Source organism: Pseudomonas sp. LB3P31, from assembly GCF_054897945.1.
The window spans coordinates 4043487-4069470 of the sequence record NZ_CM142710.1; the positions used below are offsets into that span (position 1 = coordinate 4043487).

26 protein-coding genes are annotated in these 25984 nt (G+C 62.1%); 16 read left to right on the forward strand and 10 right to left on the reverse strand.

Annotated features, from left to right (window positions below; genetic code table 11):
- Window positions 1-217: 217 nt before the first annotated feature.
- Window positions 218-2320, forward strand: a complete 2103-nt coding sequence (locus ACYZTK_RS18360; RefSeq protein ID WP_462011144.1) for a mechanosensitive ion channel family protein — start codon at window positions 218-220, stop codon at window positions 2318-2320.
- A gap of 106 nt (window positions 2321-2426) precedes the next feature.
- Here the strand turns inward: ACYZTK_RS18360 and ACYZTK_RS18365 are convergent, their stop codons facing one another.
- Window positions 2427-6731, reverse strand: a complete 4305-nt coding sequence (locus ACYZTK_RS18365; protein ID WP_462011145.1) for a DNA glycosylase AlkZ-like family protein — start codon at window positions 6729-6731, stop codon at window positions 2427-2429.
- A 135-nt stretch (window positions 6732-6866) separates the two neighbouring features.
- On the opposite strand from ACYZTK_RS18365, the gene ACYZTK_RS18370 reads away from it, so the two are divergent.
- Window positions 6867-7751 (forward strand): sugar nucleotide-binding protein, encoded by an 885-nt coding sequence (locus ACYZTK_RS18370; protein WP_462011146.1) that lies wholly within the window; start codon window positions 6867-6869, stop codon window positions 7749-7751.
- Window positions 7744-8673: an NAD-dependent epimerase/dehydratase family protein gene (locus tag ACYZTK_RS18375; protein WP_462011147.1), complete on the forward strand. Its 930-nt coding sequence runs from the start codon at window positions 7744-7746 to the stop codon at window positions 8671-8673. The genes ACYZTK_RS18370 and ACYZTK_RS18375 overlap by 8 nt, the downstream gene beginning before the upstream one ends.
- A 135-nt stretch (window positions 8674-8808) precedes the next feature.
- On the opposite strand, the gene ACYZTK_RS18380 is transcribed toward ACYZTK_RS18375, so the two are convergent.
- The 5 genes from ACYZTK_RS18380 to ACYZTK_RS18400 all read right to left on the reverse strand — a co-directional run bounded on the left by ACYZTK_RS18380 (window position 8809) and on the right by ACYZTK_RS18400 (window position 12977).
- Window positions 8809-9507 carry an OmpW/AlkL family protein gene (locus tag ACYZTK_RS18380; protein WP_462011148.1) on the reverse strand — a complete coding sequence of 233 codons (699 nt, stop codon included), beginning with the start codon at window positions 9505-9507 and terminating at the stop codon, window positions 8809-8811.
- 225 nt (window positions 9508-9732) lie between these two features.
- The gene (locus ACYZTK_RS18385; RefSeq protein WP_462011149.1) at window positions 9733-10251 is read right to left on the reverse strand and encodes a DUF3299 domain-containing protein; all 519 of its coding nucleotides are present in this window, start codon (window positions 10249-10251) and stop codon (window positions 9733-9735) included.
- An 11-nt stretch (window positions 10252-10262) separates the two neighbouring features.
- Entirely contained in the window at window positions 10263-11528 is a 1266-nt protein-coding gene (locus ACYZTK_RS18390) for an ABC transporter permease (protein WP_462011150.1), read from the reverse strand.
- Between the two features lies 1 nt (window position 11529).
- Window positions 11530-12240, reverse strand: a complete 711-nt coding sequence (locus ACYZTK_RS18395) for an ABC transporter ATP-binding protein (protein WP_462011151.1) — start codon at window positions 12238-12240, stop codon at window positions 11530-11532.
- A 146-nt stretch (window positions 12241-12386) separates the two neighbouring features.
- Window positions 12387-12977 carry a DUF2796 domain-containing protein gene (locus tag ACYZTK_RS18400; RefSeq protein ID WP_462011152.1) on the reverse strand — a complete coding sequence of 197 codons (591 nt, stop codon included), beginning with the start codon at window positions 12975-12977 and terminating at the stop codon, window positions 12387-12389.
- A 136-nt stretch (window positions 12978-13113) separates the two neighbouring features.
- Here ACYZTK_RS18400 and ACYZTK_RS18405 point away from each other — a divergent pair, with 136 nt between their 5' ends.
- Complete coding sequence (locus ACYZTK_RS18405; protein WP_462011153.1) at window positions 13114-13455, forward strand: hypothetical protein; 342 nt, start codon at window positions 13114-13116, stop codon at window positions 13453-13455.
- A 105-nt stretch (window positions 13456-13560) separates the two neighbouring features.
- Here ACYZTK_RS18405 and trxA read toward each other — a convergent pair whose 3' ends face one another.
- The 3 genes from trxA to ACYZTK_RS18420 form a co-directional block, all read right to left on the reverse strand.
- Window positions 13561-14433 carry a thioredoxin gene (trxA, locus tag ACYZTK_RS18410; protein ID WP_462011154.1) on the reverse strand — a complete coding sequence of 291 codons (873 nt, stop codon included), beginning with the start codon at window positions 14431-14433 and terminating at the stop codon, window positions 13561-13563.
- Window positions 14434-14612: 179 nt separating this feature from the next.
- Window positions 14613-15269 (reverse strand): class I SAM-dependent methyltransferase, encoded by a 657-nt coding sequence (locus tag ACYZTK_RS18415; RefSeq protein WP_462011155.1) that lies wholly within the window; start codon window positions 15267-15269, stop codon window positions 14613-14615.
- The gene (locus ACYZTK_RS18420) at window positions 15266-15730 is read right to left on the reverse strand and encodes a YbaY family lipoprotein (protein WP_462011156.1); all 465 of its coding nucleotides are present in this window, start codon (window positions 15728-15730) and stop codon (window positions 15266-15268) included. The genes ACYZTK_RS18415 and ACYZTK_RS18420 overlap by 4 nt, the downstream gene beginning before the upstream one ends.
- Before the next feature lie 128 nt (window positions 15731-15858).
- Between ACYZTK_RS18420 and nrdR the strand changes: the two genes are divergently transcribed.
- The 12 genes from nrdR to ACYZTK_RS18480 all read left to right on the forward strand — a co-directional run bounded on the left by nrdR (window position 15859) and on the right by ACYZTK_RS18480 (window position 24643).
- A complete protein-coding gene (gene nrdR, locus ACYZTK_RS18425) occupies window positions 15859-16323 on the forward strand; it encodes a transcriptional regulator NrdR (protein ID WP_003228656.1) in 465 nt (154 codons plus the stop codon).
- On the forward strand, window positions 16320-17453 hold the full coding sequence (gene ribD, locus ACYZTK_RS18430; RefSeq protein ID WP_462011157.1) for a bifunctional diaminohydroxyphosphoribosylaminopyrimidine deaminase/5-amino-6-(5-phosphoribosylamino)uracil reductase RibD: 1134 nt from the start codon (window positions 16320-16322) through the stop codon (window positions 17451-17453). The genes nrdR and ribD overlap by 4 nt, the downstream gene beginning before the upstream one ends.
- A 46-nt stretch (window positions 17454-17499) precedes the next feature.
- Window positions 17500-18165 (forward strand): riboflavin synthase, encoded by a 666-nt coding sequence (locus ACYZTK_RS18435; RefSeq protein ID WP_462011158.1) that lies wholly within the window; start codon window positions 17500-17502, stop codon window positions 18163-18165.
- A 16-nt stretch (window positions 18166-18181) separates the two neighbouring features.
- Complete coding sequence (gene ribBA / locus ACYZTK_RS18440) at window positions 18182-19273, forward strand: bifunctional 3,4-dihydroxy-2-butanone-4-phosphate synthase/GTP cyclohydrolase II (RefSeq protein WP_462011159.1); 1092 nt, start codon at window positions 18182-18184, stop codon at window positions 19271-19273.
- 90 nt (window positions 19274-19363) lie between these two features.
- Window positions 19364-19840 (forward strand): 6,7-dimethyl-8-ribityllumazine synthase, encoded by a 477-nt coding sequence (gene ribH / locus ACYZTK_RS18445; RefSeq protein ID WP_003185938.1) that lies wholly within the window; start codon window positions 19364-19366, stop codon window positions 19838-19840.
- Window positions 19837-20337: a transcription antitermination factor NusB gene (gene nusB, locus ACYZTK_RS18450; protein WP_462011160.1), complete on the forward strand. Its 501-nt coding sequence runs from the start codon at window positions 19837-19839 to the stop codon at window positions 20335-20337. Before ribH ends, nusB begins: the two co-directional genes overlap by 4 nt.
- A gap of 18 nt (window positions 20338-20355) precedes the next feature.
- Window positions 20356-21321 carry a thiamine-phosphate kinase gene (thiL, locus tag ACYZTK_RS18455; protein ID WP_462011161.1) on the forward strand — a complete coding sequence of 322 codons (966 nt, stop codon included), beginning with the start codon at window positions 20356-20358 and terminating at the stop codon, window positions 21319-21321.
- On the forward strand, window positions 21318-21821 hold the full coding sequence (locus ACYZTK_RS18460) for a phosphatidylglycerophosphatase A family protein (protein ID WP_085697647.1): 504 nt from the start codon (window positions 21318-21320) through the stop codon (window positions 21819-21821). The genes thiL and ACYZTK_RS18460 overlap by 4 nt, the downstream gene beginning before the upstream one ends.
- A gap of 23 nt (window positions 21822-21844) precedes the next feature.
- The gene (locus ACYZTK_RS18465) at window positions 21845-22579 is read left to right on the forward strand and encodes a substrate-binding periplasmic protein (RefSeq protein WP_462011162.1); all 735 of its coding nucleotides are present in this window, start codon (window positions 21845-21847) and stop codon (window positions 22577-22579) included.
- A gap of 230 nt (window positions 22580-22809) precedes the next feature.
- On the forward strand, window positions 22810-23427 hold the full coding sequence (ribA, locus tag ACYZTK_RS18470) for a GTP cyclohydrolase II (protein ID WP_462011163.1): 618 nt from the start codon (window positions 22810-22812) through the stop codon (window positions 23425-23427).
- Window positions 23424-23843, forward strand: coding sequence for an MFS transporter (locus ACYZTK_RS18475; protein WP_462011164.1), 420 nt, complete (start codon window positions 23424-23426; stop codon window positions 23841-23843). The genes ribA and ACYZTK_RS18475 overlap by 4 nt, the downstream gene beginning before the upstream one ends.
- Window positions 23843-24643: a helical backbone metal receptor gene (locus tag ACYZTK_RS18480; RefSeq protein ID WP_462011165.1), complete on the forward strand. Its 801-nt coding sequence runs from the start codon at window positions 23843-23845 to the stop codon at window positions 24641-24643. The genes ACYZTK_RS18475 and ACYZTK_RS18480 overlap by 1 nt, the downstream gene beginning before the upstream one ends.
- A 6-nt stretch (window positions 24644-24649) precedes the next feature.
- On the opposite strand, the gene ACYZTK_RS18485 is transcribed toward ACYZTK_RS18480, so the two are convergent.
- On the reverse strand, window positions 24650-25762 hold the full coding sequence (locus ACYZTK_RS18485) for a succinylglutamate desuccinylase/aspartoacylase family protein (protein WP_462011166.1): 1113 nt from the start codon (window positions 25760-25762) through the stop codon (window positions 24650-24652).
- Window positions 25763-25984 lie beyond the last annotated feature (222 nt).

Consider the following 25984-nt stretch of genomic DNA (forward strand, 5'->3'; position numbering starts at 1 on the left):
CGCCTCCCGTCTAATGGTCCCCGGATGCCCCGTTCTTTTGCTGACTGCGCGGCGATGGAGAAAGTTTCGAGCGGGCTACGGACGGTATCGCCGCTGGATAAACGGCCGGGATAGATTTTTATAGGGCGCAATGGCGGCTATCTCATGGCCAAAACCGAACTTGCACGGCGTTTTTTGATCAGTTCCTGACAGATGCGTTTTCGAGGAGCTCCGCGTTTTGCTCAAGTTCAAGACCGCGATACTACTGGGGGCGTTGCTGATCTTTGGCAGCAACGCGTTGCAAGCCGCCACGCTGCCGGGCGTTCCAGCGGCTGCCGAAGAGCCGGCCGCGCCGGAGCCGCTGGTCCAGGGTGGCCTGCTGGGTGCCATCAGTTCCAGCATTGACGACGTACAGGAAAAGCTCGACCTCAATGAAGACCTGGTTGACGCCTGGCGCCTGCGGGCTGATCGGGCCGCGGATGAAGTCGACAAGCTGGTGAACCAGCGTTCATCCCGCTCGCCCATGAGTGTCGTCGGCGACTTTCTGCTGCTGTCCGGAGTCTGGTTGGGGGCCTTTGCCTTGCTTACGGTGCTGGGCGGCCTTCTGGCCCGGCGACTGAACCAGGGGCGCTGGTTAAGCACTCGCCAGCGCAGTCAGGATTTGCTCACCTACGTGCTGCCTTACACACTCCCCGCCCTTATTTGCCTGCCGCTGACCCTCTCCGTCAGCCATTTCCTGCCGTCTTCAGTTGGCCGAGCGTTGGCGCTGTGTTTTGCCTACGCCACCAGCAGCGGGATATTTTCCACCTCGATGCTGCTGTGTGTGATCGTCATGTTCAACACTGGGCACAAGCGTCCGGCGGTGCAGATCATCCGCGACTACTGCCCCAAGCCGCTGTTCCTGATCGGCTTCCTCGCGGCCTTGAGTGATGCCCTGACCAGCCCGCAGATCGCCCGGCAACTGGGGGGCAATATCACCAGTAGCATTGCAGTGTTCACCGGGCTGTTTGCCTCGATCATTTTCGGCCTGCTGGTGATTCGCCTGCGGCGCCCGGTGGCGCACTTGATCCGTAATCGGCCGCTGACGCAGCGACTCAAGCAGCCGTCGCTGCAGGAATCCCTGCGAATTTTTTCCGGCCTGTGGTACTGGCCGATTTTGTTGATGGTCATCGTTTCGGCGATCAACCTGATCGGCGTGGGCGAAGACAATCAGAAGGCCCTTCGCTGTGCCTTGTTCACTACCATCCTGCTGATCGCCACGGTATTTCTCAGCACGGTTTTCCAGCACCTGTTCAAGTCTCGAAAAGCCGAGGCGCTGCAACGCAGCAGTGCCTACAAAGAACGTTTTCTCAGCCTGCTGCACGCGCTGGTGCGGATTGTGATGGCGGTCGGCTTTATCGAAATTCTCGGGCGAATCTGGGGAATTTCGCTGTTCGAATTCGCTGTGCGTAACTCGATTGGGCGGGCAATCAGTGACTCGCTGAGTCGCATCGGCCTGATCTTCCTGGTGACATGGTTGTTCTGGGTAGTGCTCGATACCGCGATTCAGGAAGCACTCAAGCCGCCGGTCAATAAACGTTCGGCGCGACAGCCCAGCACCCGGGTCAAAACCATCCTGCCGTTGCTGCGCAATGCGATGAAAATCATCCTGGTAGTGATCTGCGCAATCACCACCATGGCCAATCTCGGGATCAACGTCGCGCCACTGCTCGCCGGTGCCGGGGTGGTGGGTCTGGCGATCGGTTTTGGTTCGCAGCAACTGGTGCAGGACGTGATTACCGGCCTGTTCATCATCATTGAGGACACGCTATCGATCGGCGACTGGGTGGTGCTCGACTCCGGGCATGCCGGCACGGTCGAGGGCCTGACCATCCGCACCCTGCGCCTGCGTGACGGCAAAGGGTTCGTGCACTCGGTACCGTTCGGTCAGATCAAGGCTGTAACCAACCAGTCGCGGCAGTTTGCCTATGCGTTTTTCTCGGTGCAGTTCACTTACGACACTGATGTCGACAAGGCCATTGAGCTGATCCGCGAGGCGGGGGAATCGATCCGTGAGGATGCGTTTCTCAAGTACAACCTGCAAGGGCCGCTGGATGTGTTTGGTGTCGACAAGATGGACCTTAACGGCGTGGTGCTGACGGCGCAGTTCCGTACGGTGTCGGGTGGGCAGTATGCGGTGAGTCGGGCGTTTAACCAGCGTCTGAAAAAGCTTGTGGATAATTGCCCGTGGGTGCATTTCGCGCAGACTTATCCACAGCCGGTTTTGTTGCCCAAGCGGCAGGGGGAAGTGGCTGAGGAGGATGGGGCTGTGATGTTGCCGGAGCAGCCGCGTTCGCAGTGATTTGCGGTGTGGCTGAGGCCGTCATCGCGAGCAGGCTCACTCCTACAGGGAGCCGCGATCAACTGTAGGAGTGAGCCTGCTCGCGATTGAGCCAGCCGCGACACCCTCAATGCTGGATCAATTTGCCCCTTAACTCTGCACTCGCCTCCAGATCCAGCTCCAGCCAAATCTGCTGCTTCCCCGCAATCACCGCAGCAGCCGGCACCCCGTCGCGATACACCAGCCGATTACTCGCCAGCGCCGGCACCTTCACGCCGGGTAACAGGGTGCCCGCCAGGTTCAGCGGATCAACCCCGCACACCGCCACCAGACTCCCGTCATGGGGCCGTCGACGCACCTCGCGCAGCAACGGAATCGCCTCAGGCAGGGCAAACTGCTCACCCGCCAGACCACTGACAAACCGCCCACCGCGAATCTCGCCGCGGGCCTCCAGCCGGTGAAAAGTACGCAACAACTCCCGCCAGCTCGGCAACCAGTCCGCCTCGCGCTCCAGCAAGCGCCAGAACACCACACCGTAGCGGCGCAGCAAGGTCATTGCGATGTGTTCCAGGGTTTCGGCAGGCGTTGGCGCTGGACGCTGGTTATCCACAACCGGCGTTGCCGGACCTCGTTTCAACAAGGCCCAGCGCCCGGCATCGTCCATCCCGCCGATAAACGCCCCGCGCCCGCGCCGGCTGCTGCGGGCCTGGCGTTTGCTGGCCGGGGTGATCAGTGCGCGCAGTCCGGCAAAACTGTCGGCGTTCACCAGTCCGGCGCCCACCAGTTCCTGCAAGGCGATTTCCAGTTCGGCGCGCAGCAGGTGGGCCTCATGGATCAGTTCGTCAAAAAACAACGCGCCGTGTTGGCTTAGGGCTTCATAAACTTTGCGGGTCTTGGGCGAAAGCTCTTCGACCGGCGTCTGCTCGGTCAGGCTGCTCCACAACCCGACCCGGTTGCGCGGCAGCAACAGAATCGGCGTGCTGCGCAACGCAGTGCTGGCGCCTTTGCCGCGAGTCGTCAGGCGCGTCCATACCAGTTTGCCGCTGCGGCAAAAATCATCCAGCCAGCTCGGCGAATACCCCTTGATGCGCGCCGCCAGAATGTCGCTGTCCCAGGCAGAAGCAGCGGCGGGGTAGCCTTCGAACTGCGCGACAATCGCCGGCAATACCGCGCTGCCCTGACCCTGGGTAGCGGCGGACAGGTGCTGCCAGTCGAACAGGAAGCGCATGAAATCCTGCAAGGCCACTGGCTCGATCTCCCGGCGCAAACGCTTGACCGTGTAGCGATGGATGCGTGCGAGCAGATGGCGTTCGCACCAATCTTCTTCGCTGGCGCCGGGGGTAAACCGGCCCCGCAGCACATAACCTTCGCGTTCCAGGTGTGCCAGGGCCTGGGTGATGTCGTCGACGGGTAAACCGAGTGGTTCGGCAATCGCCTGCAACGGCAGCGGCCCGAAAGCACCTAGGCGTGCCCGCACCAATTCAAGCACGGCATCGTCGCGCTTCCAGGCTTCATCGAAACCGGGGAGTGCTGCCATCGGCGGTTCCAGGGATACCTGTGGATAAATCGCCCGGAGGCAGGTCAGCCGTTCCAAGGCAAACCACAGCGAGCCCGCCAGGCAACTGGCCCGCCCGCTCGCGGCAAGCTCGCTCAGCCACTGCGACCAATTGGCGTTGCCCTGGGCTTCAGACTCGGTGATGCAGGTCAGGCTCATCAGCGCCTCATGCATTTCATCGATGCTGGTGGGCGCAGGCCAAGCTTCCTCACGCACCGCCTGAATCGCATCGGCGTCGAGCGCGCCGAGGTCGTCGGTGGACTGCGGGTCGGTCCAGCGGCGATTGAGTACCGCCTGCGTGCGGCGCTCTTCCAGCGGCGCATCGTCAAGAAAACTATAAGGCCGGGCGCTGAGAATTTCCGCCGCCAGGGGTGAGGGCGCTGGCAGGTCACGGCTGATCAGGCGCACTTCGCCACGCTCCATGCGCCGCAACAGGTGCAGCCAGCCTTCGCTATCCATGGCCTCATGCAGGCAGTCGTCGAGGGTCTGTTCCACCAGCGGATGCGCGGGCACTTCGCGTTCGCCGGCGAGATTCTCCACGCAGGCGATTTGATCGGGAAACACGCTGGCGATCAGGTCTTCACTTTTCATCCGCTGGATCTGTGGCGCAACTTTGCGCCCGCCGGTATAGCGCGGCAGCGCCAGGGCCACTCCGGCGTTCCAGCGCCAGCGTACGTTGAACAACGGCGCCTCGAGTACGGCCTGGATCAGCAGGTGTTCGGCGCTGTTGCTGTGCAGGTAGCGCCAGACTTCGTCCAACTCGAAACTGTGGCTGCTGGACAGCGACAGGACGATCGCGTCCTCGCTGGCAGCGGCCTGCAGTTCGAAGTTGAACGTACGGCAGAAACGCTTGCGCAGGGCCATGCCCCAGGCGCGGTTGATGCGGCTGCCGAAGGGCGTGTGAATGATCAGCTGGGTCCCGCCGGATTCGTCGAAGAAGCGCTCCATCAGTAGCGTGTCCTGGGACGGCAGGGCGCCCAGGGTCAGGCGCGCGCGGGCCAGGTAATCCACCAGCTGTTCGGCGCTGGCGAGGTTCAGGCCGAGGGTCTCGGTCAGCCAGTCGAGGGCCGGTTGCAGGTCGCCGGGGGTGGCGCCCAGCAGGTCATCGAGTCGGGCTTGCAGGCGCGCCACGGCGAATGACAATTCAGCGCTGCGCCCAGGTGCTTCGCCGAGCCAGAACGGAATGGTCGGCGGCTGGCCGTGGGCATCCTCGACCCGCACTTTGCCGGCTTCGACCCGGAGGATTCGATACGAGGTATTGCCCAGCTGGAACACGTCGCCGGCGATGCTTTCCACAGCGAAGTCTTCGTTGACGCTACCGATGTTCAGCGCCTGGGGTTCCAGCAGCACGCTGTAGTCGGCATTGTCCGGAATCGTCCCGCCGCTGGTGACTGCGGTCAGCTTGCTGCCCCGGCGCCCGCGTAATGTGCGGGTCAGGGCATCGCGGTGCAGGTAGGCACTACGGATCCCCTGACTGCCGTTGTAGCCCTCGGCGAGCATCTGCAGCAATGCCTGGTAGTGTTCTTCGTCGAGGTCGGCGTAGGGCGACGCTCTGCGGAACATGTCCAGCAGCGCCTGTTCCTGCCATTCCTGGCAGCTGACCTCGGCAATGATCTGCTGCGCCAGCACATCCAACGGCGCTTTGGGGATTTGCAAGGTGTCGAGTTCACCCCGGCGCACACAGTCGAGCAGGGCGGTGCATTCGATCAGGTCATCGCGGGTGGTCGCGAACAGTCGACCCTTGGGCGTGCCGCCGACCTGATGCCCGGAGCGACCGACCCTTTGCAGAAATCCGGCGATCGAACGTGGCGAGGCGATCTGGCACACCAGGTCGACGTCGCCGATGTCGATCCCCAGTTCCAGCGACGCCGTCGCGATCAGCACCTGCAGGTCGCCGCGCTTGAGCCGTTGCTCGGCATCCAGGCGAAACTCCTTGGCCAGGCTGCCGTGGTGGGCGGCCACTGCCGGCTTGCCCAGGCGTTCGCTCAGGTGCCGGCTGAGGCGCTCGGCCAGGCGCCGGGTGTTGACGAATATCAGCGTGGTGCGGTGCTCGCGGGCGAGGGCAGCGAGGCGGTCATAGACCAGCTCCCACACGTCATTGGCCATGATGGCTGACAACGGCACCGGCGGTACTTCGATTCCCAGATCCCGCGGGCGGGCGTGGCCGATGTCGATGATTTCGCAAGGGCGATCACGCCCCGCCAGATATCGGGATACGGCTTCGATGGGTTTTTGCGTGGCCGACAGGCCGATGCGCGTCAGCGGTTCGGCACACAGCGCCTGCAGTCGTTCCAGACTCAAGGCCAGATGACTGCCGCGCTTGCTGGCTGCGATGGCGTGGATTTCATCGACGATCACCGTGCGCGTAGTGCCCAGCATCTGCCTGCCGGAGTCGGAGCCCAGTAGCACGTAGAGCGATTCCGGGGTGGTGACCAGAATGTGCGGCGGAATCCTGCGCATCGCTGCGCGTTCTTTTTGCGGTGTGTCGCCAGTACGTACGGCGGTGTTGATCTGCAGCGGCGGCAATCCCATCACCCGCAACTGTTCGGTGATGCCGGCCAGCGGGTTCTGCAGGTTGATCTGGATATCGTTGGACAGCGCCTTGAGCGGCGAGACGTAGACCACCAGGGTTTCGTCAGGCAGACCGGTTTCAGTCTCCAGGCCTCGATGCACCAGGTCATCGATCACCGCCAGGAACGCGGTCAGGGTTTTGCCCGAGCCGGTGGGCGCCGCGATCAATGTCGTACGGCGCTGGCGAATCAACGGCCACGCCCGCGCCTGGGCGGCGGTGACCGTCGGGAAGGTATTGCGGAACCAGGCGCTGACGGCAGGGTGGAACCCAGTAAGGGCCGCGTCCGGAGGGATTGGCAGGTTCATAAGGCAATTTACACTTTACGGGTGACGGTTGCGTACTAAACCCGCAAAATGCAACGATTCCGGTAATTATCAATGACATCACCCTGGGTGCTGTCTAAAAGCCATCGTTCCAATCAGACTGGGCCTGCTGACTCTATGCGAATGCGCCTTATGTTACTGGGTGGCGGAAATGCCCTTGGGCAGGCGCTGATTCGCCTCGGTGCGGAGGAAGACATCGGTTTCCTCGCCCCCCGCCCGCCGCAAGACGGCTGGGATGCCGCGAGCCTGACGCAATTGCTCGACGACACCCGCCCCGACGCGCTGATCAACCTTGCCTACTACTTCGACTGGTTCCAGGCGGAGGCGGTCAGCGAACAGCGCCTGGCCGGCCAGGAACGTGCGATCGAGCGCCTGGCCGAACTCTGCCAGCACCACAACATCGTCCTGGTGCAGCCATCGAGCTATCGCGTGTTCGACGGTTCCCGGGCCACCGCCTACAGCGAAAAAGACGAGCCGGTGCCGTTGGGTCTGCGCGGCCAGTCCCTGTGGCGCATCGAGCAAAGCGTACGCGCCACGTGCCCGCAGCACGTACTGCTGCGTTTCGGCTGGCTGCTCGATGACAGCGCCGACGGCGCCCTTGGGCGTTTCCTGGCACGCGCCGAACAACCTGAAGAACTGCTGCTGGCCGACGACCGCCGGGGCAATCCGACGCCGGTCGACGACGCCGCCCGGGTCATTATTTCGGTGCTCAAGCAACTTGATTGTGCAGCTCCGCTGTGGGGCACCTACCATTACGCCGGGCATGAGGCGACTACGCCGCTGGCGCTGGGGCAGGCTATCCTCACCGAAGCTCGCAACCTGCACCCGCTGGCCATCGAAGCGCCGACCGCCCAGGCTCACGCCGCGCGCCCGGACGCTGGCGAAGAACCGCAACATGCGGTGCTGGCGTGCAAGAAAATTCTGCACACGTTCGGAATCAAGCCGCGCGCCTGGCGTGCGGCGCTCCCTGGCTTACTGGACAGGTTCTATCGCCATGGCTGACGGCTCAATTCTCATCACCGGCGGTGCCGGGTTCATCGGCTCGCACCTGACTGACGCCTTGCTCGCCAAGGGGCATTCGGTGCGAATCCTAGACGACCTGTCCACCGGCAAGCGCAGCAACCTGCCGCTGGACAATCCCAGGGTCGAGTTGATCGTCGGCGACGTAGCCGATGCAGCACTGGTCGCCCGGACGATGGTTGGTTGCAGCGCCGTCGCGCACCTGGCGGCAGTCGCTTCGGTGCAGGCCTCGGTCGATGATCCGGTGAAGACCCACCAGAGCAACTTCATTGGCTCGCTGAACGTCTGCGAAGCGATGCGCCAGGCTGGCGTCAAACGCGTGCTGTTTGCCTCCAGCGCGGCGGTCTATGGCAACAACGGTGAAGGCGAGTCGATCGATGAAGACACGCCCAAGTCGCCGTTGACACCCTATGCCTCGGACAAACTGGCGAGCGAGCATTATTTTGATTTCTACCGGCGCCAGCATGGCCTGGAACCGGTGATCTTCCGTTTCTTCAATATCTTCGGCCCACGCCAGGACCCGTCCTCGCCGTATTCCGGGGTGATCAGCATCTTCAGCGAGCGGGCGCAGAAAGGCCTGCCGATCACCGTGTTTGGTGACGGCGAGCAGACCCGGGATTTTGTCTACGTCGAAGACCTGGTCGACCTGCTGGTGCAAGCCATCGAAAAGCCGCGGGTTGAGGTAGGCGCGATCAATGTCGGCTGGAACCAGGCGACTACGCTCAAGCAGATGCTGCACGCGCTGGAAGCGGTGGTGGGGGAGCTGCCGCCGGTGAGCTACGGGCCGGCGCGCTCGGGGGATATTCGTCATTCGCGGGCGAATAATCGGCGGTTGCTTGAGCGGTTTACTTATCCGGAGCAGACGCCGATGAGCGTGGGGTTGGCGCGGTTGTTGGGGCGCTGATTTTTGCTGCAATGGAAAAGGCGCCTTTTTTGTTTCTGGATTTTCGTGGTCTGTGCTGACGCCATCGCGAGCAGGCTCACTCCTACATGGGCATGCGTACCCCCCTGTAGGAGTGAGCCTGCTCGCGATGGCGGTTCAGAATTTGTAACCGAGCCCAACCATGTAGATGAACGGATCAACATCCACGTCAACCTTGGCCCGAGTGCCCGGTGCCACCGCATTGTTTTCCACGGTCGCAGTCGTGTCGATATCGATGTAGCGCACCTGGGCGTTGAGCATGATGTTGTCGGTGATCATGTAGTCGGCACCCACCTGGAACGCCATGCCCCAGGAGTTTTCCGCCTTGAAGTTGCTGAAACCGTTGGCACTGGCTTCGCTGCCGACGTGTTCGTCGTAGATCCAGGTGTAGTTGATGCCGGCGCCGACATACGGCTGGAACACGGATTTATGATCCAGCGGGTAGTACACCACGCTCAGGGTTGGCGGCAGGTGTTTCAGCGAACCGAGTTTGCCGTTGGCCGCGCCCAGGGCGGTGCCCTTGATCTTCACGTCGTGCTCGAACGGCGAGGCGGCGAGCAGTTCGATGCCCCAGTTGTTATCGATCATGTAGGCGAAGTTCAAGCCCAGCTGCGTATCGCTGCTCATGGTGGCCTTGCCACCCAGGTCGGCACCTGCCAACGGGCCCTGGTCGACCTTGACGCTGGAGCTGTCGGCCTTAGGGTTGACGGTGATCGCACCGGCACGAACGATGATGTCGCCAGCGTCGTGGGCATGGGCGAGCGGGGCTGCGAGCGCGAGGGCAAACAACGAAGCGCTGAGCAATGACTTGTGCATGGGGGCTCCAAAGGACGTTAAAAGTTTTCGATGTCCAATGGTAAGGCGGCTAAGGATCAGGTCTGTTGATGCAGCTCAATGAAAGGGTGATGAGCCGGGTTTTTGCTCAAGGTTTGCGGGCCCCATCGCGAGCAGGCTCGCTCCTACAGGGGGGATGCGTAAATCCGATGTGGGAGCGAGCCTGCTCGCGATAGCTATCGATCAAACAGCACAGAACCACCAGACTCACTCCGGCAATTCATACGCATAAATCTTGTCCGCCTCCATCTGATACCCCGCATCCGCCAACTCGCTGCTCGACGCCTTCACCTGCAGCGCACCCTCGATCCAGTACGGCTGATACAGCTCATCCAGCTTCACACCCACCGCGCTTTTCACATGGACAATCTGGTTGGAAGGCGGGGGCGGCACGTGGATGCAGGCGCCGAAGTACGGCACCAGCAGAAACTCCGTGGTTCGGCCTTGCTCGCTGACTTCAAGCGGCACGATATAACCCGGCAGGCGAACATTCTGCCCATCGAGCTTCTGCACCACCGGAGCGTTCGGCAGGTCCTGCTTCGCCGCTGGCGCCGACTCGGCAGACAGCGCACTGCTCATCTGCGACAGGTCGTGCAGCGGCGTCATGTTCGGCACTTCCGGTGCCGCGTCCGGCGGAATCATTTCCGACCAGGTCAGGTCCTTGGGCTCGGCTGCCCAGAGGGGCAGGGCAACCAGCAGCAACAGCGCGAGCAAAGCGCGGGGCATTTTCAACTTCCTCATAAACGGATCGACAGGCCATCCGCGAGGGATTGGCGATAGGCGCGCCAGGCCGGAACGCTGCCCATCAGCAACGCGGCGCCCAGAATGCCACCGAGCAGCGTCCATTCATATTCACTTGGCCACGCCAGCGGCAAATACAAACCGTAATTGGCCTGTACGTAACCCTGGGCGGCGGCGATGCACACATACAACAGTGCCACGCCGGCGATCACCCCGGACAATGCCAGGGCGAACGCTTCCAGCACCAGCAGGGAAGCGATATGCCAAGGCCGGGCGCCCACCGAGCGCAGGATGGCCATCTCGCGCCGGCGCTCGTTGAGGCTGGTAAGAATCGCCGTGAGCATGCCGATCAAACCGGTCAGCACCACGAACAGCGACACCACGAACAGGGCTTTTTCCGCGGTGCTCATCAGGCTCCACAACTCCTGCAAGGCGACCCCGGGCAGGATCGCAAGCATCGGTTCACCGCGGAATTCATTGATCTCGCGCTGAACGGCGAAGGTGGAAATCTTGCTGTTGAGCCCTAGCATGAAGGCGGTGATCGCCTGCGGCGTCAGGTCCATGTTGCGCGCCTGATCGGCGCTGATGCGGCCTTTGCCTTGAGCGGGCACGCCGTTATGCCAGTCGACGTGAATCGCTTCCATGCCGCCGAGGCTGATATGCAGCGTTCGGTCCACGGGAGTGCCGGTGCGTTTGAGAATGCCGACTACGGTGAAAGGTTTGTCATCATGCTTGACCAGGCTGATCACCGCGACGCCGTGGGCCAGTACCAGCTTGTCGCCAAGTTTGTAGTGCAACGCATCCGCCACTTCGGCGCCGAGCACCACTTCAAAAGGATCCGTGGCAAATGCGCGGCCGTCGGCCAGTTGCAGGTGTTGCTCGCGGCCGTACTGGTAGTGCTCGAAGTACGCCTCGGTGGTGCCCATCACCCGATAACCGCGATGGGAATCGCCGAGGGACATCGGGATGGCCCACTTCACTTTCGGGTTGTTGGCGAAGTGTTCGAAGCTGTCCCAGCGGATGTTGTTGGTGGCATTGCCGATGCGAAATACCGAGTACAGCAGCAGGTTCACCGAGCCGGAGCGCGCGCCGACGATCAGGTCGGTACCACTAATGGTGCTGGCGAAACTGGCCTTGGCTTCGGTGCGTACACGCTCTACCGCCAGCAGCAGGCAGACCGACAAGGCAATCGCGAACGCAGTCAGGATCGCAGTGAAGCGGCGGTTAGCCAGACTGGCCATGGCTAGACGAAACAGATACATCTCAAACCTCTTCGGGCGTGGCGGCGCGGTTGAGCTCGGCCAGGGACAGGTGACGGTCGAACAGCGGCGCCAGGCTCTGGTCGTGGCTGACGAACAACAGGCTCGAGCCGGCTTCGCGACATTCAGCGAACAGCAGGCGAATGAAGTTTTCCCGGGCGTCGTAGTCCAGCGCCGAGGTCGGCTCGTCGGCGATCACCAGCTCAGGCTGGCCGATCAGTGCCCGAGCGGCGGCAACGCGTTGTTGCTGGCCGATGGACAGGGAATCGGCGCGTCGGCTCAACAGTTTCGGGTCTTTCAAACCGAGATGGGCGAGCAGGGTGGCGGCGGCCTGGTCGACGCTGCCATGACGCTGGATTGCGCGGTCGGCACGCAGCCTGGAGAAATGGCAAGGCAGCTCGACGTTCTCGCGCACCGAGAGGAACGGCAGCAGGTTGAACTGCTGGAAGATGTAGCCGGTGTGATCGACGCGAAACGTATCGCGGGCACCGGCGGATAGTTCGGTCAGTTCCTGGCCGAGCAGGCGGATGCTGCCGCGATCGGGTTTCTGCACGCCACCGAGCAGGCCCAGCAGGGTGGTTTTGCCGCTGCCGCTGGGGCCTTTGAGGAACAGGGTCTCGCCGGCTTCCAGACGAAACGCCGGGATGTCGAGCAATGGCGGATGGCCGGGCCAGCTGAAGCCCAGGTCGGACAGTTCGATGAGTGCTTGGGTCATAACACCGGTTTCATGCGCGTGATTAATCCCGTAGGAGCTGCCGAGTGCAACGAGGCTGCGATCTTTTGACTTTGTTTTTTTAACCGCAAGATCAAAAGATCGCAGCCTCGTTGCACTCGACAGCTCCTACAGGCAATCGGGGTGAATTAGAATTTAAGGGCTGCCGCTTTGGCCGTTACTTCAACCCCTTGCTGCCCGTTCGGGCCGATCAGTTGTACCTGAATTTTCTGGGTGGCCGGGAAGGTATTGAAGATATTCGCCAGGTCCAGGGTCTTCAGCGCACCCGGTGTCGAGCAGGTGAAATGGTAGTGGGCGTGGATTTCGCTGTGATCGTGGTGATGCTCGCCCTTGGCCGCTTCAGCGTGATCATCATCGGCGTCCGGCTTGTCACCGAACAACGGGCTTTCCAGCTCCTGGGTGGCAACCACACAGCCGGCAGCTTTTGGCAGGCTGAACAGGGCCAGGGGCTGTTCCAGTTGTGCGCGGGCGGCGGCGACCTTGGCCTTGTCGGCATCGGTGGTAGCCAGGTGTTCGAAGCCCACCAGGTTCATGGCCGGGCTTTCCAGTTCCAGCTCCAGCGTCTGGCCGTCCAGCGCTGCGTTCAAGCGGCCAACGCCGTGCTCATGGGCTTCGAGGCTGCCATGCTCGTGGTCATGCTCGTGATCATGGGCTTCGGCGGCGTGAGCCGTAGTCAGCGGCAACAGGGCGAACGGCAAAGCGAGCAGCAGACGACGCATGGGAATTCTCCGGACAGGAAAGATAAATTAAATGTTATGTGATCTTATAACGTAAGTGCGGAGAGTTTGACTGGCTGCTTGGCGTTGCACAAGTCCCATGGGAGCATGGAATGAAGAAATGTGCGGGAGCAGGCTTATGTTGCGTTTACGCGGAAAGATCGGCGAATGGCCGGTGGATTTGACGCTGGAGATGGACGACGGCGACTGGGCACGGCTCGGCGCGCAGTTGCAGGTCACCCCGGTTGAGGTCAGTGCGCCTGTGGCGAAACCGGTTAATCAGGATGATGCGTTGTGGCAGATCGCCAAGGATTTGTTGCGCAAGGCTGGGCAATTGAGTGGGCCGGACTTGCTTGAACAGCTGGAAGGTTTGACCGGCAGTGCGGCGTCAGGCAAGCGTTTGCTGGTGAGGCTGCGTCATTGTGCGGATGTGAAGGTGGTTAGCGGGGGTGATACGCCGCTTTATAGCTGGGTCGAGTAAATCGTAGAGATCGCAGCCTCGTTGCACTCGACAGCTCCTACAGGGTGGGGACGATATCCCCCTGTAGGAGCTGTCGAGCGAAGCGAGGCTGCGATCTTTTGACCTTTAATACAGCGCAGCAAACAACTTGCGACGGTACGTGGTCACCAACGGGTGGTCATTGCCCAGCAGCTCGAACACCTGCAACAGGGTCTTGTGTGGCAGGCCCTCGCTGTAGCTGCGATTGCGGATAAACAGCTTGAGCAACCCATCCAGCGCCGCATCGTATTGCTGGCGGGCCAGTTGCTGGACGGCCAGCTGATAGACGGCTTCGTCGTCCTGAGGATTTTTCGCCAGGCGCGCTTTCAGGTCTGCGGCATCCGGCAGGCCCTTGGCCTGGCCGAGGAACTGGATTTGCGCCTTGGCACCGGCCAGGGCGGCCTTGTGTTCGTCGCTTTTCACCGAGTCGAGCACCGCTTGCGCGTCAGCCAGTTCGCCTCGTTCGGTCAGGCAGCGGGCGTAGAGAATCAGCGCCTTGGCGTTGCTATTGTCTTCGCCCAGCAGCACTTTGAGCACCGCTTCGGCATCGGCGAAGCGGCTGTCGTCGAACAGCGCCTGAGCCTGTTCGAACGGATCGGCGGCTGCCGGTGGCGGCATTTGTACATGCGGCTCAAGCAGGGTGCGCACTGCGGATTCCGGCTGTGCACCGGAAAAGCCGTCGACCGGCTGGCCGTCCTTGAACAGCACCACGGTCGGCAGGCTGCGAATGCCAAAGCGGGCGACGATGTCCGGCTCCAGATCACAGTTGACCTTGGCCAGCAGCAGTTCGCCCTGGTAGCTCTCGGCAATGGTCTGCAGCATCGGCATCAGCACCTTGCAGGGCGCACACCACTCGGCCCAGAAATCCACCAGGACCGGTTTGTGGAATGAGTTCTCGATCACCGACTGGTCGAAATCGGCGGTGGTGGCGTCGAAGATGTACGGCGTTTCCTGACTCATGGGGGATCTCTTGGAAGCGTTAATGGGGCAACTATACGACTTCGCGGGGTGTGGCCGAAAGCGGGGTGGCCTCAAGTTCTGCGGCGCCGGCTACATTGCCATCGCGAGCAGGCTCACTCCTACAGGGATTTTCGGTATGGCGCAGATCCAGGGTGGGAGTGAGCCTGCTCGCGATGCTTTTAGCCGCGTCGCGCATGGTAGAGGCTTACATGCCGAAACTCCTCTGGCTCAGCCAGATCCGGCAGGGTCATCGCTTCCAGCATCTCGATGCGTTGATATAACGGATGGCGAAAATCCCGAACCCGCGAATCTGCCACAAGCGCTTGCTGGCCACGGCTCAGAAACTCATCAAGCAACGGCAGGTTCGCCCGGTCGTACAAAACGTCGGCCACCAGAATCAGGTCAAACCGATCCGCCTCGGCAAAAAAATCCGTCGAGTAGCTGAGTTCCACGTCATTGAGTTGAGCATTGGCCCGACATGCGGCGATGGCCAGGGGGTCGAGATCACAGGCCACCACTTCCAGTGCCCCGGCCTTGACGGCGGCAATTGCCGCCACCCCGGAGCCGGCGCCGAAGTCCAGCACGCGTTTACCTGCGACCCACTGTGGGTGTTCTGCGAGGTAACGCGCTACTGCCAGGCCGCTGGCCCAGCAGAAACTCCAGTACGGCGGCTCATGCAGGATGCGCCGGGTTTCTTCCGGGCTGAAGGCGCGGTCCATGTTGTCGCCGTCGATCAGCCAGAGTTTCAGCTCGGTCCCGGGCAATGCCACGGGTACCAGTTGCGCGTCACCCAGCAGTTCTCCCAGTGCCTGCTGCAGGTCGAGCGGTGCAATCATGGCGCTTTGACGAATTGCAGCTGGCCCACGGCCTGGGTGGTTGGTTGGGTGATGACCTGCGACGGCAAGTGCAAAATCAGCTGCCCCGACTGGCTGGCGCGGCCACGCAGCTCCACCCGTTGGCCTGCCGGAAAGGATTCCGGATTGAAGCGCAGGTGAAACGGCAGAACCTGATTGGTGCCGATCAGGCTGGAGCTGGCAAGTAATTGCTGCGGGCGGTCTTTGTCATCGATCACCAGCAGCGCCAGTTCGACTTCGGCGCCGGCCGGTACGCCTTGCAACGTGCCGCTCAGTTCACGCTGATAAGCCGGGAGCGGACCGAGGGCGGCGGATTCCCGGGCTTTCTTCTGCGCTTGTTGCGGTGCGGGGCCCGGAGTCGGCGGCTGGGGCTTGGGCGCATCAGTGCCGCAGGCCACCAGCAGGCTGAAAAGGCTGAGTAATACGAGCGGTCTTAGTGGCATTTGCGGCTCCAGCAAGGTGAAATCCATGGATCGGTCGATATAGCCAGTCTGTATACCGCAAACCCTATGGCTTGTCTTGCCACCGGGATGCGCTACCATGGCCCTCCCTTTTTTTGTTGCCTGCCACCATGCACTGTCCCTTCTGCGGTGCCAACGACACCAAGGTCATCGACTCGCGTCTGGTCGCCGAGGGCGAACAGGTGCGCCGCCGGCGTGAATGCCTGGCCTGCGGCGAACGCTTCACGACGTTTGAGACCGCTGAACTGGTGTTGCCGCGCCTGATCAAAACCGACGGCAGTCGTCAGCCGTTCGACGAAGAAAAACTCCGCGCCGGCATGCAGCGTGCCCTCGAAAAACGTCCGGTGAGTGTCGAACGCCTTGAGTCGTCGCTGGTGCATATCAAACACAAACTGCGAGCCACCGGCGAGCGCGAGGTGAAATCCCTGGTGGTCGGTGAACTGGTGATGGCCGAGCTGCAAAAGCTCGATGAAGTCGCCTACATTCGTTTTGCCTCCGTGTATCGACGCTTCCAGGACCTCAACGAGTTCCGCGAAGAGATCGATCGCCTGGCCCGTGAGCCGGTGAAAGAATGAGCACATCCGCAGAACTTGCCATCCTCGATGCCCATTACATGGCCCGCGCCCTGGAACTGGCGCGCAAGGGTCACTACACGACCCACCCTAATCCACGGGTCGGCTGCGTCATCGTGCGCGACGGGCAGATTGTCGGCGAAGGCTGGCACGAGCGCACCGGCGAGCCGCATGCCGAAGTCCATGCGCTGCGTGCTGCCGGCGACAAGGCCCGCGGGGCCACCGCCTACGTGACGCTGGAGCCTTGTAGCCATCATGGCCGCACGCCGCCGTGCGCCGATGCACTGGTGAATGCCGGTCTGGCGCGGGTGGTCGCGGCGATGCAGGATCCCAACCCGGCGGTGGCTGGTCGCGGCATGCAGCGCCTGGCCCAGGCCGGCATCGCCATCGCAAGCGGCGTGCTGGAAGGCGAGGCGCGCAAGCTAAATGAAGGTTTCCTGAAACGCATGGAACATGGCTTGCCGTTGGTGCGGGTGAAGCTGGCCATGAGTCTCGACGGTCGCACGGCGATGGAAAGCGGCGAAAGCCAGTGGATCACCGGGCCAGCGGCGCGCTCGGCGGTTCAACGCCTGCGAGCCCAGGCCAGTGTGGTGCTGACCGGTGCGGACACCGTGCTGGCGGACAACGCGCGCTTGACCGTACGTGCCGACGAACTGGGCCTGGATGCTGAACAAACCGCCCTGGCCATGAGCCGTCCGCCCTTGCGCGTACTGATCGACGGCCGCCTGCGGGTACCCCTCGACTCGGCGTTTTTCAAGGCCGGCCCAGCCTTGGTCGCCACGTGCATGGCGGTCGAAGAGCAGTACGCCAACGGCCCGGAATGCCTGATCGTGGCCGGTGACGATGGCCAGGTCGACCTGCGCAAACTGCTGGTCGAGCTGGCCGCTCGCGGGGTCAACGAAGTACTGGTCGAAGCGGGACCGCGCCTGGCGGGTGCATTTGCCCGACAAGGCCTGGTGGACGAGTTCCAGATTTTCATCGCCGGCAAGTTCCTCGGCTCATCCGCACGACCGCTGCTGGACTGGCCGCTTGCGCAAATGAAAGATGCGCCCGAGCTTAAAATCACCGAAATTCGTGCGGTTGGCGATGACTGGCGGGTCACTGCCATTCCTGTACCAGCAGCAAGCGTATAATTCCCCGCCATCGCCACAGCGCTGGCCCGTTCTCGAGGAGGACTCCATGTTTACCGGCATCATCGAATCCATCGGCAGTATTCGTGCATTGACCCCAAAAGGCGGAGATGTGCGGGTTTATGTAGAAACCGGCAAGCTCGACCTGAGCGACGTCAAACTGGGCGACAGCATCGCGGTCAACGGCGTTTGCCTGACTGCGGTGGAGCTGCCAGGCAATGGTTTCGCTGCGGACGTCAGTCGTGAAACCCTCGATTGCACCGCAATGAATGACCTGAAAAGCGGCAGCCCGGTCAACCTGGAAAAAGCCCTGACCCCAACCACGCGTCTTGGCGGACACCTGGTCAGCGGCCACGTCGACGGCGTCGGCGAAGTGGTTGCGCGCACCGAGAATGCGCGGGCCGTGGAATTTCGCATCCGCGCGCCAAAAGACCTGGCCAAGTACATCGCCCATAAAGGCTCGATCACCGTCGACGGCACCAGCCTGACCGTGAACGCAGTCGATGGCGCCGAGTTCATGCTGACGATCATCCCGCACACCTTGAGCGAGACCATCATGGCTGCCTACCAGCCAGGTCGCCGGGTGAACCTGGAAGTCGACTTGCTGGCCCGTTACCTGGAGCGCCTGCTGCTGGGCGACAAGGCTGCAGAGTCGACTGCTGGCAGCACCATTACCGAAAGCTTTCTGGCCGCCAACGGCTACCTCAAATCCTGAATCAAGGGGGTGCCTTGTGGCGCTCAATAACATCGAAGAACTGGTTGAAGACATCCGCCAAGGCAAGATGGTCATCCTCATGGATGACGAAGACCGCGAGAATGAAGGCGATCTGATCATGGCCGCCGAGTGCTGCCAGGCTGAACACATCAACTTCATGGCCAAGCACGCCCGTGGTTTGATTTGCATGCCGATGAGCCGCGAGCGCTGCGAACTGTTGAAGCTGCCCCTGATGGCGCCACGCAACGGTTCCGGTTTCGGCACCAAGTTCACCGTGTCCATCGAAGCGGCCACCGGCGTGACCACCGGCATCTCCGCTGCCGACCGTGCGCGCACCGTGCAGGCGGCTGCCGCGAAAGACGCCAAGGCCGAAGACATCGTCAGCCCTGGCCACATCTTCCCGCTGATGGCCCAGGCCGGCGGCACCCTGGCCCGCGCCGGCCATACCGAAGCCGCTTGCGACCTGGCGCGTATGGCCGGTTTCGAGCCGAGCGGAGTGATCTGCGAAGTGATGAACGACGACGGCACCATGTCCCGTCGCGCCGAACTGGAAGCCTTTGCCGCCGAACACAACATCAAGATCGGCACCATCGCTGACCTGATCCACTACCGGATGATCCACGAACGTACCGTTCAGCGGATTGCCGAGCAGCCGCTGGACAGCGAACTGGGCCAATTCAACCTGGTGACCTATCGTGATTCCGTGGAAGGTGACGTGCACATGGCGCTGACCCTGGGCACCGTGTGCGCCGACGAGCCGACCCTCGTTCGCGTGCACAACATGGACCCGCTGCGCGACCTGCTGATGGTCAAGCAGCCTGGGCGCTGGAGCCTGCGTGCCGCGATGGCTGCGGTCGCCGAGGCCGGCAGTGGCGTGGTGCTGCTGCTCGGTCACCCGCTCGATGGCGACGTATTGCTTGCGCACATCCGCGAGACGGCCGACCAGGCCGTCGTGAAAAAACCGACCACCTACAGCATCGTCGGTGCCGGTTCGCAGATCCTCCGGGACCTGGGCGTGCGCAAAATGCGCCTGATGAGTGCGCCAATGAAATTTAATGCGATATCCGGTTTCGATCTGGAAGTTGTAGAATACGTGCCCTCCGAATAAGACCTGGGTGTTTCCGGTCCCGATTCGCGGTTCAAATATCACTGAGGGACGCGTAGAAAGCGCGTCCCGGCTCTTTAAGAGATCTAACGAATGACCCTGAAGACCATCGAAGGTACCTTCATCGCCCCTAAAGGCCGCTACGCTTTGGTAGTAGGCCGTTTCAACAGCTTCGTTGTTGAAAGTCTGGTCAGCGGTGCAGTGGATGCCCTGGTTCGCCACGGCGTAAGCGAAAGCGACATCACCATCATCCGTGCCCCTGGCGCCTTCGAAATCCCGCTGGTTGCGCAAAAAGTCGCTCAGAAGGGCGAGTACGCTGCAATCATCGCCCTGGGCGCAGTCATTCGTGGCGGTACCCCGCACTTCGAATACGTCGCTGGCGAATGCACCAAGGGCCTGGCCCAGGTGTCCATGGAATTTGGCGTACCGGTCGCTTTTGGCGTCCTGACCGTCGACTCCATTGAACAAGCCATCGAACGTTCCGGCACCAAAGCCGGCAACAAAGGTGCTGAAGCTGCCCTGTCCGCCCTGGAAATGGTCAGCCTGCTGGCGCAGTTGGAGGCCAAGTGATTAGCGACGAAAGCGATCGTTTCAACCCGCGCGACCCTCGTCCAGCGGACGCCGGCAAGCCTTCGAAAAGCGAAAAGCGCCGGGCTGCCCGCCAGCTGGCGACTCAAGCGCTGTACCAGCGTCACATGGCCAAGACTTCGCTGAATGAAATCGAGGCGCAGTTCCGCGTCGACAACGATTTCACCTTCGCCGATGCCAGCTACTTCCACGACATCCTGCACGGTGTTCCGGCCAGCCTGACCGAGATCGACACCGCGCTGACCCCGTGCCTGGACCTGACCATCGAAGAGCTCGACCCGGTTGAACTGTGCGTACTGCGCCTGTCCACCTGGGAGCTGCTCAAGCGGGTCGACGTGCCGTACCGCGTAGTGATCAACGAAGGCATCGAACTGGCGAAAGTCTACGGTTCCACCGACGGTCACAAGTTCGTCAACGGCGTGCTCGACAAGCTGGCCCCGCGCCTGCGTGAAGCTGAAGTGAAGGCGTTCAAGCGCTAACCGGCGCTTGCTATCGCGATGGGTGAGTTTGAGCTGATCCGCAATTTCTTCGCCGCCGCGCCTTGTGCGCAAGGCGGCGAGGGCGTTGCACTTGGAATCGGCGACGACTGCGCCTTGCTCGCTGTTCCCCCCGGGGAGCAGTTGGCCATTTCCACCGACACCCTGGTGGCCGGTGTGCATTTCGCAGATCCTTGCGACCCTTTTCTGCTCGGCCAGCGCTCGCTTGCCGTGGCTGTCAGCGACCTGGCCGCCATGGGCGCCACGCCAGTTGCCTTTACTCTTGCCCTGACATTGCCGACGGTGACTGCCGATTGGTTGCAGGCCTTCGCCCGTGGTTTGAACCTCATGGCCCAGGGCTGCGGCGTGGCACTGGTGGGGGGCGACACGACCCGTGGCCCGCTGAGCCTGACCATGACCGTGTTTGGCCGGGTGCCGAGCGGTGCAGCCTTGGTCCGCAGCGGCGCGCAGCCGGGTGACCTGCTATGCGTGGGCGGCGAGTTGGGCAACGCTGCAGGAGCCTTGCCACTGGTGCTTGGCCAGCGCACGGCCGAAGCGTCGATTGCCGAGCCGCTGCTGGCGCACTACTGGTCGCCGCAACCGCAGCTGGCCTTGGGGCAAGCGCTACGGGGCAAGGCGACCTCGGCGCTGGATATCTCCGACGGTCTGCTCGCCGATTGCGGGCACATAGCACTCGCTTCGAAGGTGGGTGTTCAGGTCGAGCGGAGTAAGCTGCCTGTCTCTGCACCGCTGGTGGCCTTCCTCGGTCAGGCAGGCGCCGAAGACGCCGCCTTGAGCGGTGGCGACGATTACGTGCTGGCGTTTACCCTACCGTCCGTCGAATTGCCTGGATTGTTGGCCGACGGCTGGCCGATCCATGTGGTCGGACGTGTAGTCAGTGGTCAAGGCGTGACGCTGCTGGACGCCGATGGACGAGACATCACCCCGCAAACCCGGGGTTACCAACATTTTCGGGAGACACCGTGACAGATCATCCCAAACAGGTCCCGGCGGAATTCGTACCGCCGTCGGTCTGGCGCAATCCCTGGCATTTCCTGGCGTTCGGCTTTGGCTCGGGCACCCTGCCAAAAGCACCGGGCACCTGGGGGTCGTTAGTTGCGCTACCCTTTATCCCTTTATGGCAGATGCTGCCCGATTGGGGTTACTGGCTGATGCTGGGCATCACCATGCTGTTCGGCTTCTGGCTGTGCGGCAAGGTCGCCGACGATCTGCGCGTGCACGACCACGAAGGGATCGTCTGGGACGAGATGGTCGGCATGTGGATCACCTTGTGGCTGGTACCGGAAGGTTGGTACTGGTTGCTCGCAGGTTTCCTGGTATTCCGCTTCTTCGACATCCTCAAACCGTGGCCGATTCGCTGGATCGACCGGCACGTGCACGGCGGGGTCGGGATCATGCTCGATGATGTGCTGGCCGGCGTGTTTGCCTGGCTGGCGATGCAAGGCCTGGTGTGGCTTTTCGCTTGAGGGACTGATCAGGGAGACAGGGAATGGCTCGGCGCGGTTTGGCGGTGATGATTTTCGCGATGCTTTGCTCGTGGGTGCAGGCGAATGAGCTGGCGCCGCCTTCCGTTATCCACCTGGCCAGCGAAGAGTGGGACGACTATACCGCGGCCGATGGCCATGGCCTGGCCTGGGACGTATTGCGCGAAGTGTTCGAGCCCGCCGGTGTGAAGCTGGACATCCGCTCCGAACCCTACATGCGTTCCATTGGTCTGGCCCAGCGGGGCGAAGTCGATGCCTGCGTCGGCGGTTATCGTGATGAAGTCAGCGATCTGCTCTACCCACGCTGGAACTACGACACCGATCACATCTACGCCCTGGGCCTGGCCAGTAATCCCGCGCCGACCCTTGAGACCCTTGGAAGCTATCGACTCGCGTGGGTGCGTGGCTACCAGTATCAGGCGTATCTGCCCAACGTCACCCGTTACAACGAAGTGATCCGGCGTACCGGGATTCTATCGATGCTGACCTACAACCGGGCCGACTATTACATCGACGCCCTGACCGAAATAAATTACGTAGTCAGTCGCGCGAAGGATCCTTCGCAGTTTCGCCGCACGCATGTCGCGGAGTTGCCGTTGTATCTGTGCTTTTCGGATAACCCGAATGCCCGCGCGCTGATGGCGTTATTCGATCAGCGCATGGAAGAGCTGGTGAAAAACGGGCAGCTCAAGCCGATATTCGAGAAGTGGAAGCAGCCATACCCATTCTCCCCAGATTGAACTCATATCCCTGTAGGAGTGAGCCTGCTCGCGATGGCGGTCTAACAGTTATTGACGCCGACTGGCACACCGCAATCGCTGGCAGGCTAGCTCCCACAGGGGAAAGAGGTGGCCGGAGATCAAACTTCTTGATCGTTATGCTCAATAATTCAGCCTGAGCGTCTGCTGGAACCTGCTGTTACAATGCCGCGTCTGCGAATCTCCAGTACCTATAGATCAGGAGCACACCGGTGCCTGTCGTTTTTGTCGCCGCTTCCAAGCTGCCAACGCCTTTTGCGCAATTCACCATGCACGGCTTTCTCGATGAAGAGAACGGACGCGAGCACGTTGTCCTAAGCCTGGGTGAGTTCGATGACGGTGCCCCGGTACTCGGTCGCTTGCACTCCGAATGCCTGACCGGCGATGCCCTGTTCAGTCAGCGTTGCGACTGCGGCTCGCAGCTCGAAGCTGCCCTGCAGGCTATCGCCCGTGAAGGCCGCGGGGTGTTGCTGTACCTGCGCCAGGAAGGTCGCGGTATCGGTCTGCTGAACAAGATCCGTGCGTATGAACTGCAGGACGGCGGTGCCGACACCGTTGAAGCCAACGAACGCCTGGGCTTCGCTGCTGACCAGCGCGACTACGCCATGTGCCTGCCGATGCTCGAACATCTGGGAGTGAAGTCCCTGCGCCTGATGACCAACAACCCGCGCAAGGTCAAAGCCATGACCGACATGGGTATCGTGGTCGCCGAGCGCGTGCCGCTGCACACCGGGCACAATCCGCACAACAAGCTCTACCTGGCGACCAAGGCCAGCAAGCTCGACCACATGATGGGCAACGAGCATCAGGGCGAGGTAGATCGGGCGTGACCCGCGGCCAGGTCCGGCGGCGGCTGTCCGTCAACTGGTGGCAATACCTGGCGCTGGCGCTGGTGCCGCTGTTCGTGATTAACGGCGTGTTCGGCCAGAGCGAGCCGATCCTGCCCGTGCTGGCGATGCCTTTGTTCATTGCCGGCGTCGCGTCGATGTTTGTCAGCCTGAAATTTTTCGGTGCCTACAAACACGCGCTGATCGCCACGCAAAAAGCCCTCGATACCCCTGAAGAGCCCGCCGCCTGGGTTGCCTTGGCCGCCAGGCGCCGCAGTGCGTTCCTGGTCGCCGGCCTGCCCGCCTGGATCGGCGCGCTGGCGGTGTTTGTCGGCCTGGAAGCCGTGCCGCTGTTTTTGCTGGCGCTGTCGACCGCCGTGCTGTTCTACCTCTACCGTATCCCGCGTCAGCTCGGCTGATGTTGCGTTATTGGCTGGCGGTGTTGCTGCTGGCTGTGAGCGGCAACGCTGCAGCGGTCGAACGGGTGGTCAGCCTGGCGCCGTCCCTGACTGAAATCGTTGCTGAACTGAATTCCGCAGATCTGCTGGTGGGCGTGCTGGATGCCGGCGAGCGTCCGCCCGGGCTGAGCCATTTGGCTTCGGTCGGTCGTTACGGCCAGCTGGACATTGAGCGCCTGCTCAGCCTCCAGCCCGATTTGTTGTTGCTGTGGCCCGGCAGCGCCGGCCCCGCCCAGCGTGAACAGCTCAAGCGCCTGCACATTCCCACCTTCGTTGCCGAACCCCATGACCTGCAACAACTCACGGCGCAGATCGAAGCGATTGCCGCGCAGCTCGGGCGACCCGAGCGCGGCGTGGCATTGGCGGCCAGCCTGCGAGCGCGCCTTGCTGCACTGCGCCAGCGCTACCATCGCGATGAGCCGCTGCGGGTGTTTTATCAGGTCTGGGATCGGCCGCTGTACACCGTCGGTGGAGGGCAGATCATCAGTGATGCGCTTGAGGTGTGCGGGGCACGCAATGTGTTTGCCGACCTCGAACTGCCAGCACCGCAGGTCAGCGTGGAAGCTGTGTTGCAGCGTAATCCCGAGGTGATTCTGGCCAGCGACCAGGCACAGCTCGATCAGTGGAAAACCTGGCCGCAAGTGGCGGCGGTGGCACGAGGGCAATTGCTGCTGGTCACTGACAAAGGTCTGGAGCGGCCGAGTGGGCAGATGGTCGAGGCGACAGCCAAGTTGTGCCAGCTGATCGCGCCCGATCGGTGATCGAGATCACGCAGAAACGCTCACCCCACCCTCCAGCACCGTCGCCCCCGCCACCTTGCACAGCTCGACCCCGGCCGCCGCAAAGCGGATCGCACTGCGCATGTACATCAAGCCGCTGACTGCACTGCACACCACTTGGGTAACACCGCTAATGGGATCAATGATGTGGACCACTGGCTCAGCACATTCAATCCAGGCGCCAGGCTGATGCAGGAACACCACCAGTCCGGCACAGGGCGCACGCAGGGTAAGTGAGCCTTCGAAGGGAGTGGCCGGGTGGGGCAGGGCAGGCATGGGTGGAGGAGTACCCTTGATGATGCCGCGGTATTGCAGGAAGGCGTAAAGGGCTGCCGCGTCCTGGGCAGCCAGTGCGTGCTCGACCAGGGCTTCGCCACGCAACTCGACGGTTGCGGCGAGGCAACCCGAAGGTACGCGGCCGGCGAACTGTTCTGCCAGTCTCCACCACGGCTGGCCGCAGGCTTCGTCGAATGAGCCGGCGCCGCTGCCGTCGGCGAGCAACGTGGCCTGGGCGCCGATGTAGCGAGCCAGCGGTTCGATTTGCTCCCGGCAAGGCGTCTCTGCGTAGAGGTGGACCACAGCCTGCGCATCGCAATGCAGATCGAGGACGACATCGGCGTCGACAGCCAGCAGCAATTGCGCCCGGCGCAGGGAATCGATCTCGCTGCCGGGGTGCAGCTGTTGCAGTGCATCGAGCATGGTACGGCGAATAATCTGAACGTTCTGATCAGGCTCCTCAGTCAGCTTGTCGGCCAGCCGATTGGCGACCATCGCGGCCAGATCAGGGTATCGGCGGTTGAAGTTCTCGCCACTGTTGAAGTCAAAACGGCCCATGGCATCGTGCATCAGGGTTTGTTCCAGGCCGATCGGGTTGGCGATAGGCACCAGCACGATTTCGCCGAGGATCTCGTCATGCGCCTCGGCGCGATCGAGCAATTGCCGCAAATGATGCAGCGCCAGCATCCCGGGCAGTTCGTCGGCATGCAAGCTGGCTTGCAGGTACACCTTGCCGGCACGGCCCGCCTGGCCGTAGTGCAGGCTGATCAGTTCGCGCCGGGTGCAGGGGGTGCGAGTCAACAGAGGATGGTGTGCGACGCGCATGGGTCTTCCTTGCGGGGGTAGTCGAGCCATCTTTAAGAAATTAAATGCCCCCCACAATCGAATAATTTGCGCCTCAATGGTGAGCCAAATGATCCTGTCGATCCCTCGCCCGAGGGCGAATCTGTTCAAATAAATTGGACAATTGCGCGAATTTAATTTGATTGATGTAATTTTTTTGTCACCAATACTAGAGCCCTCGATTCAGGCGCTTTGCGCCTGACC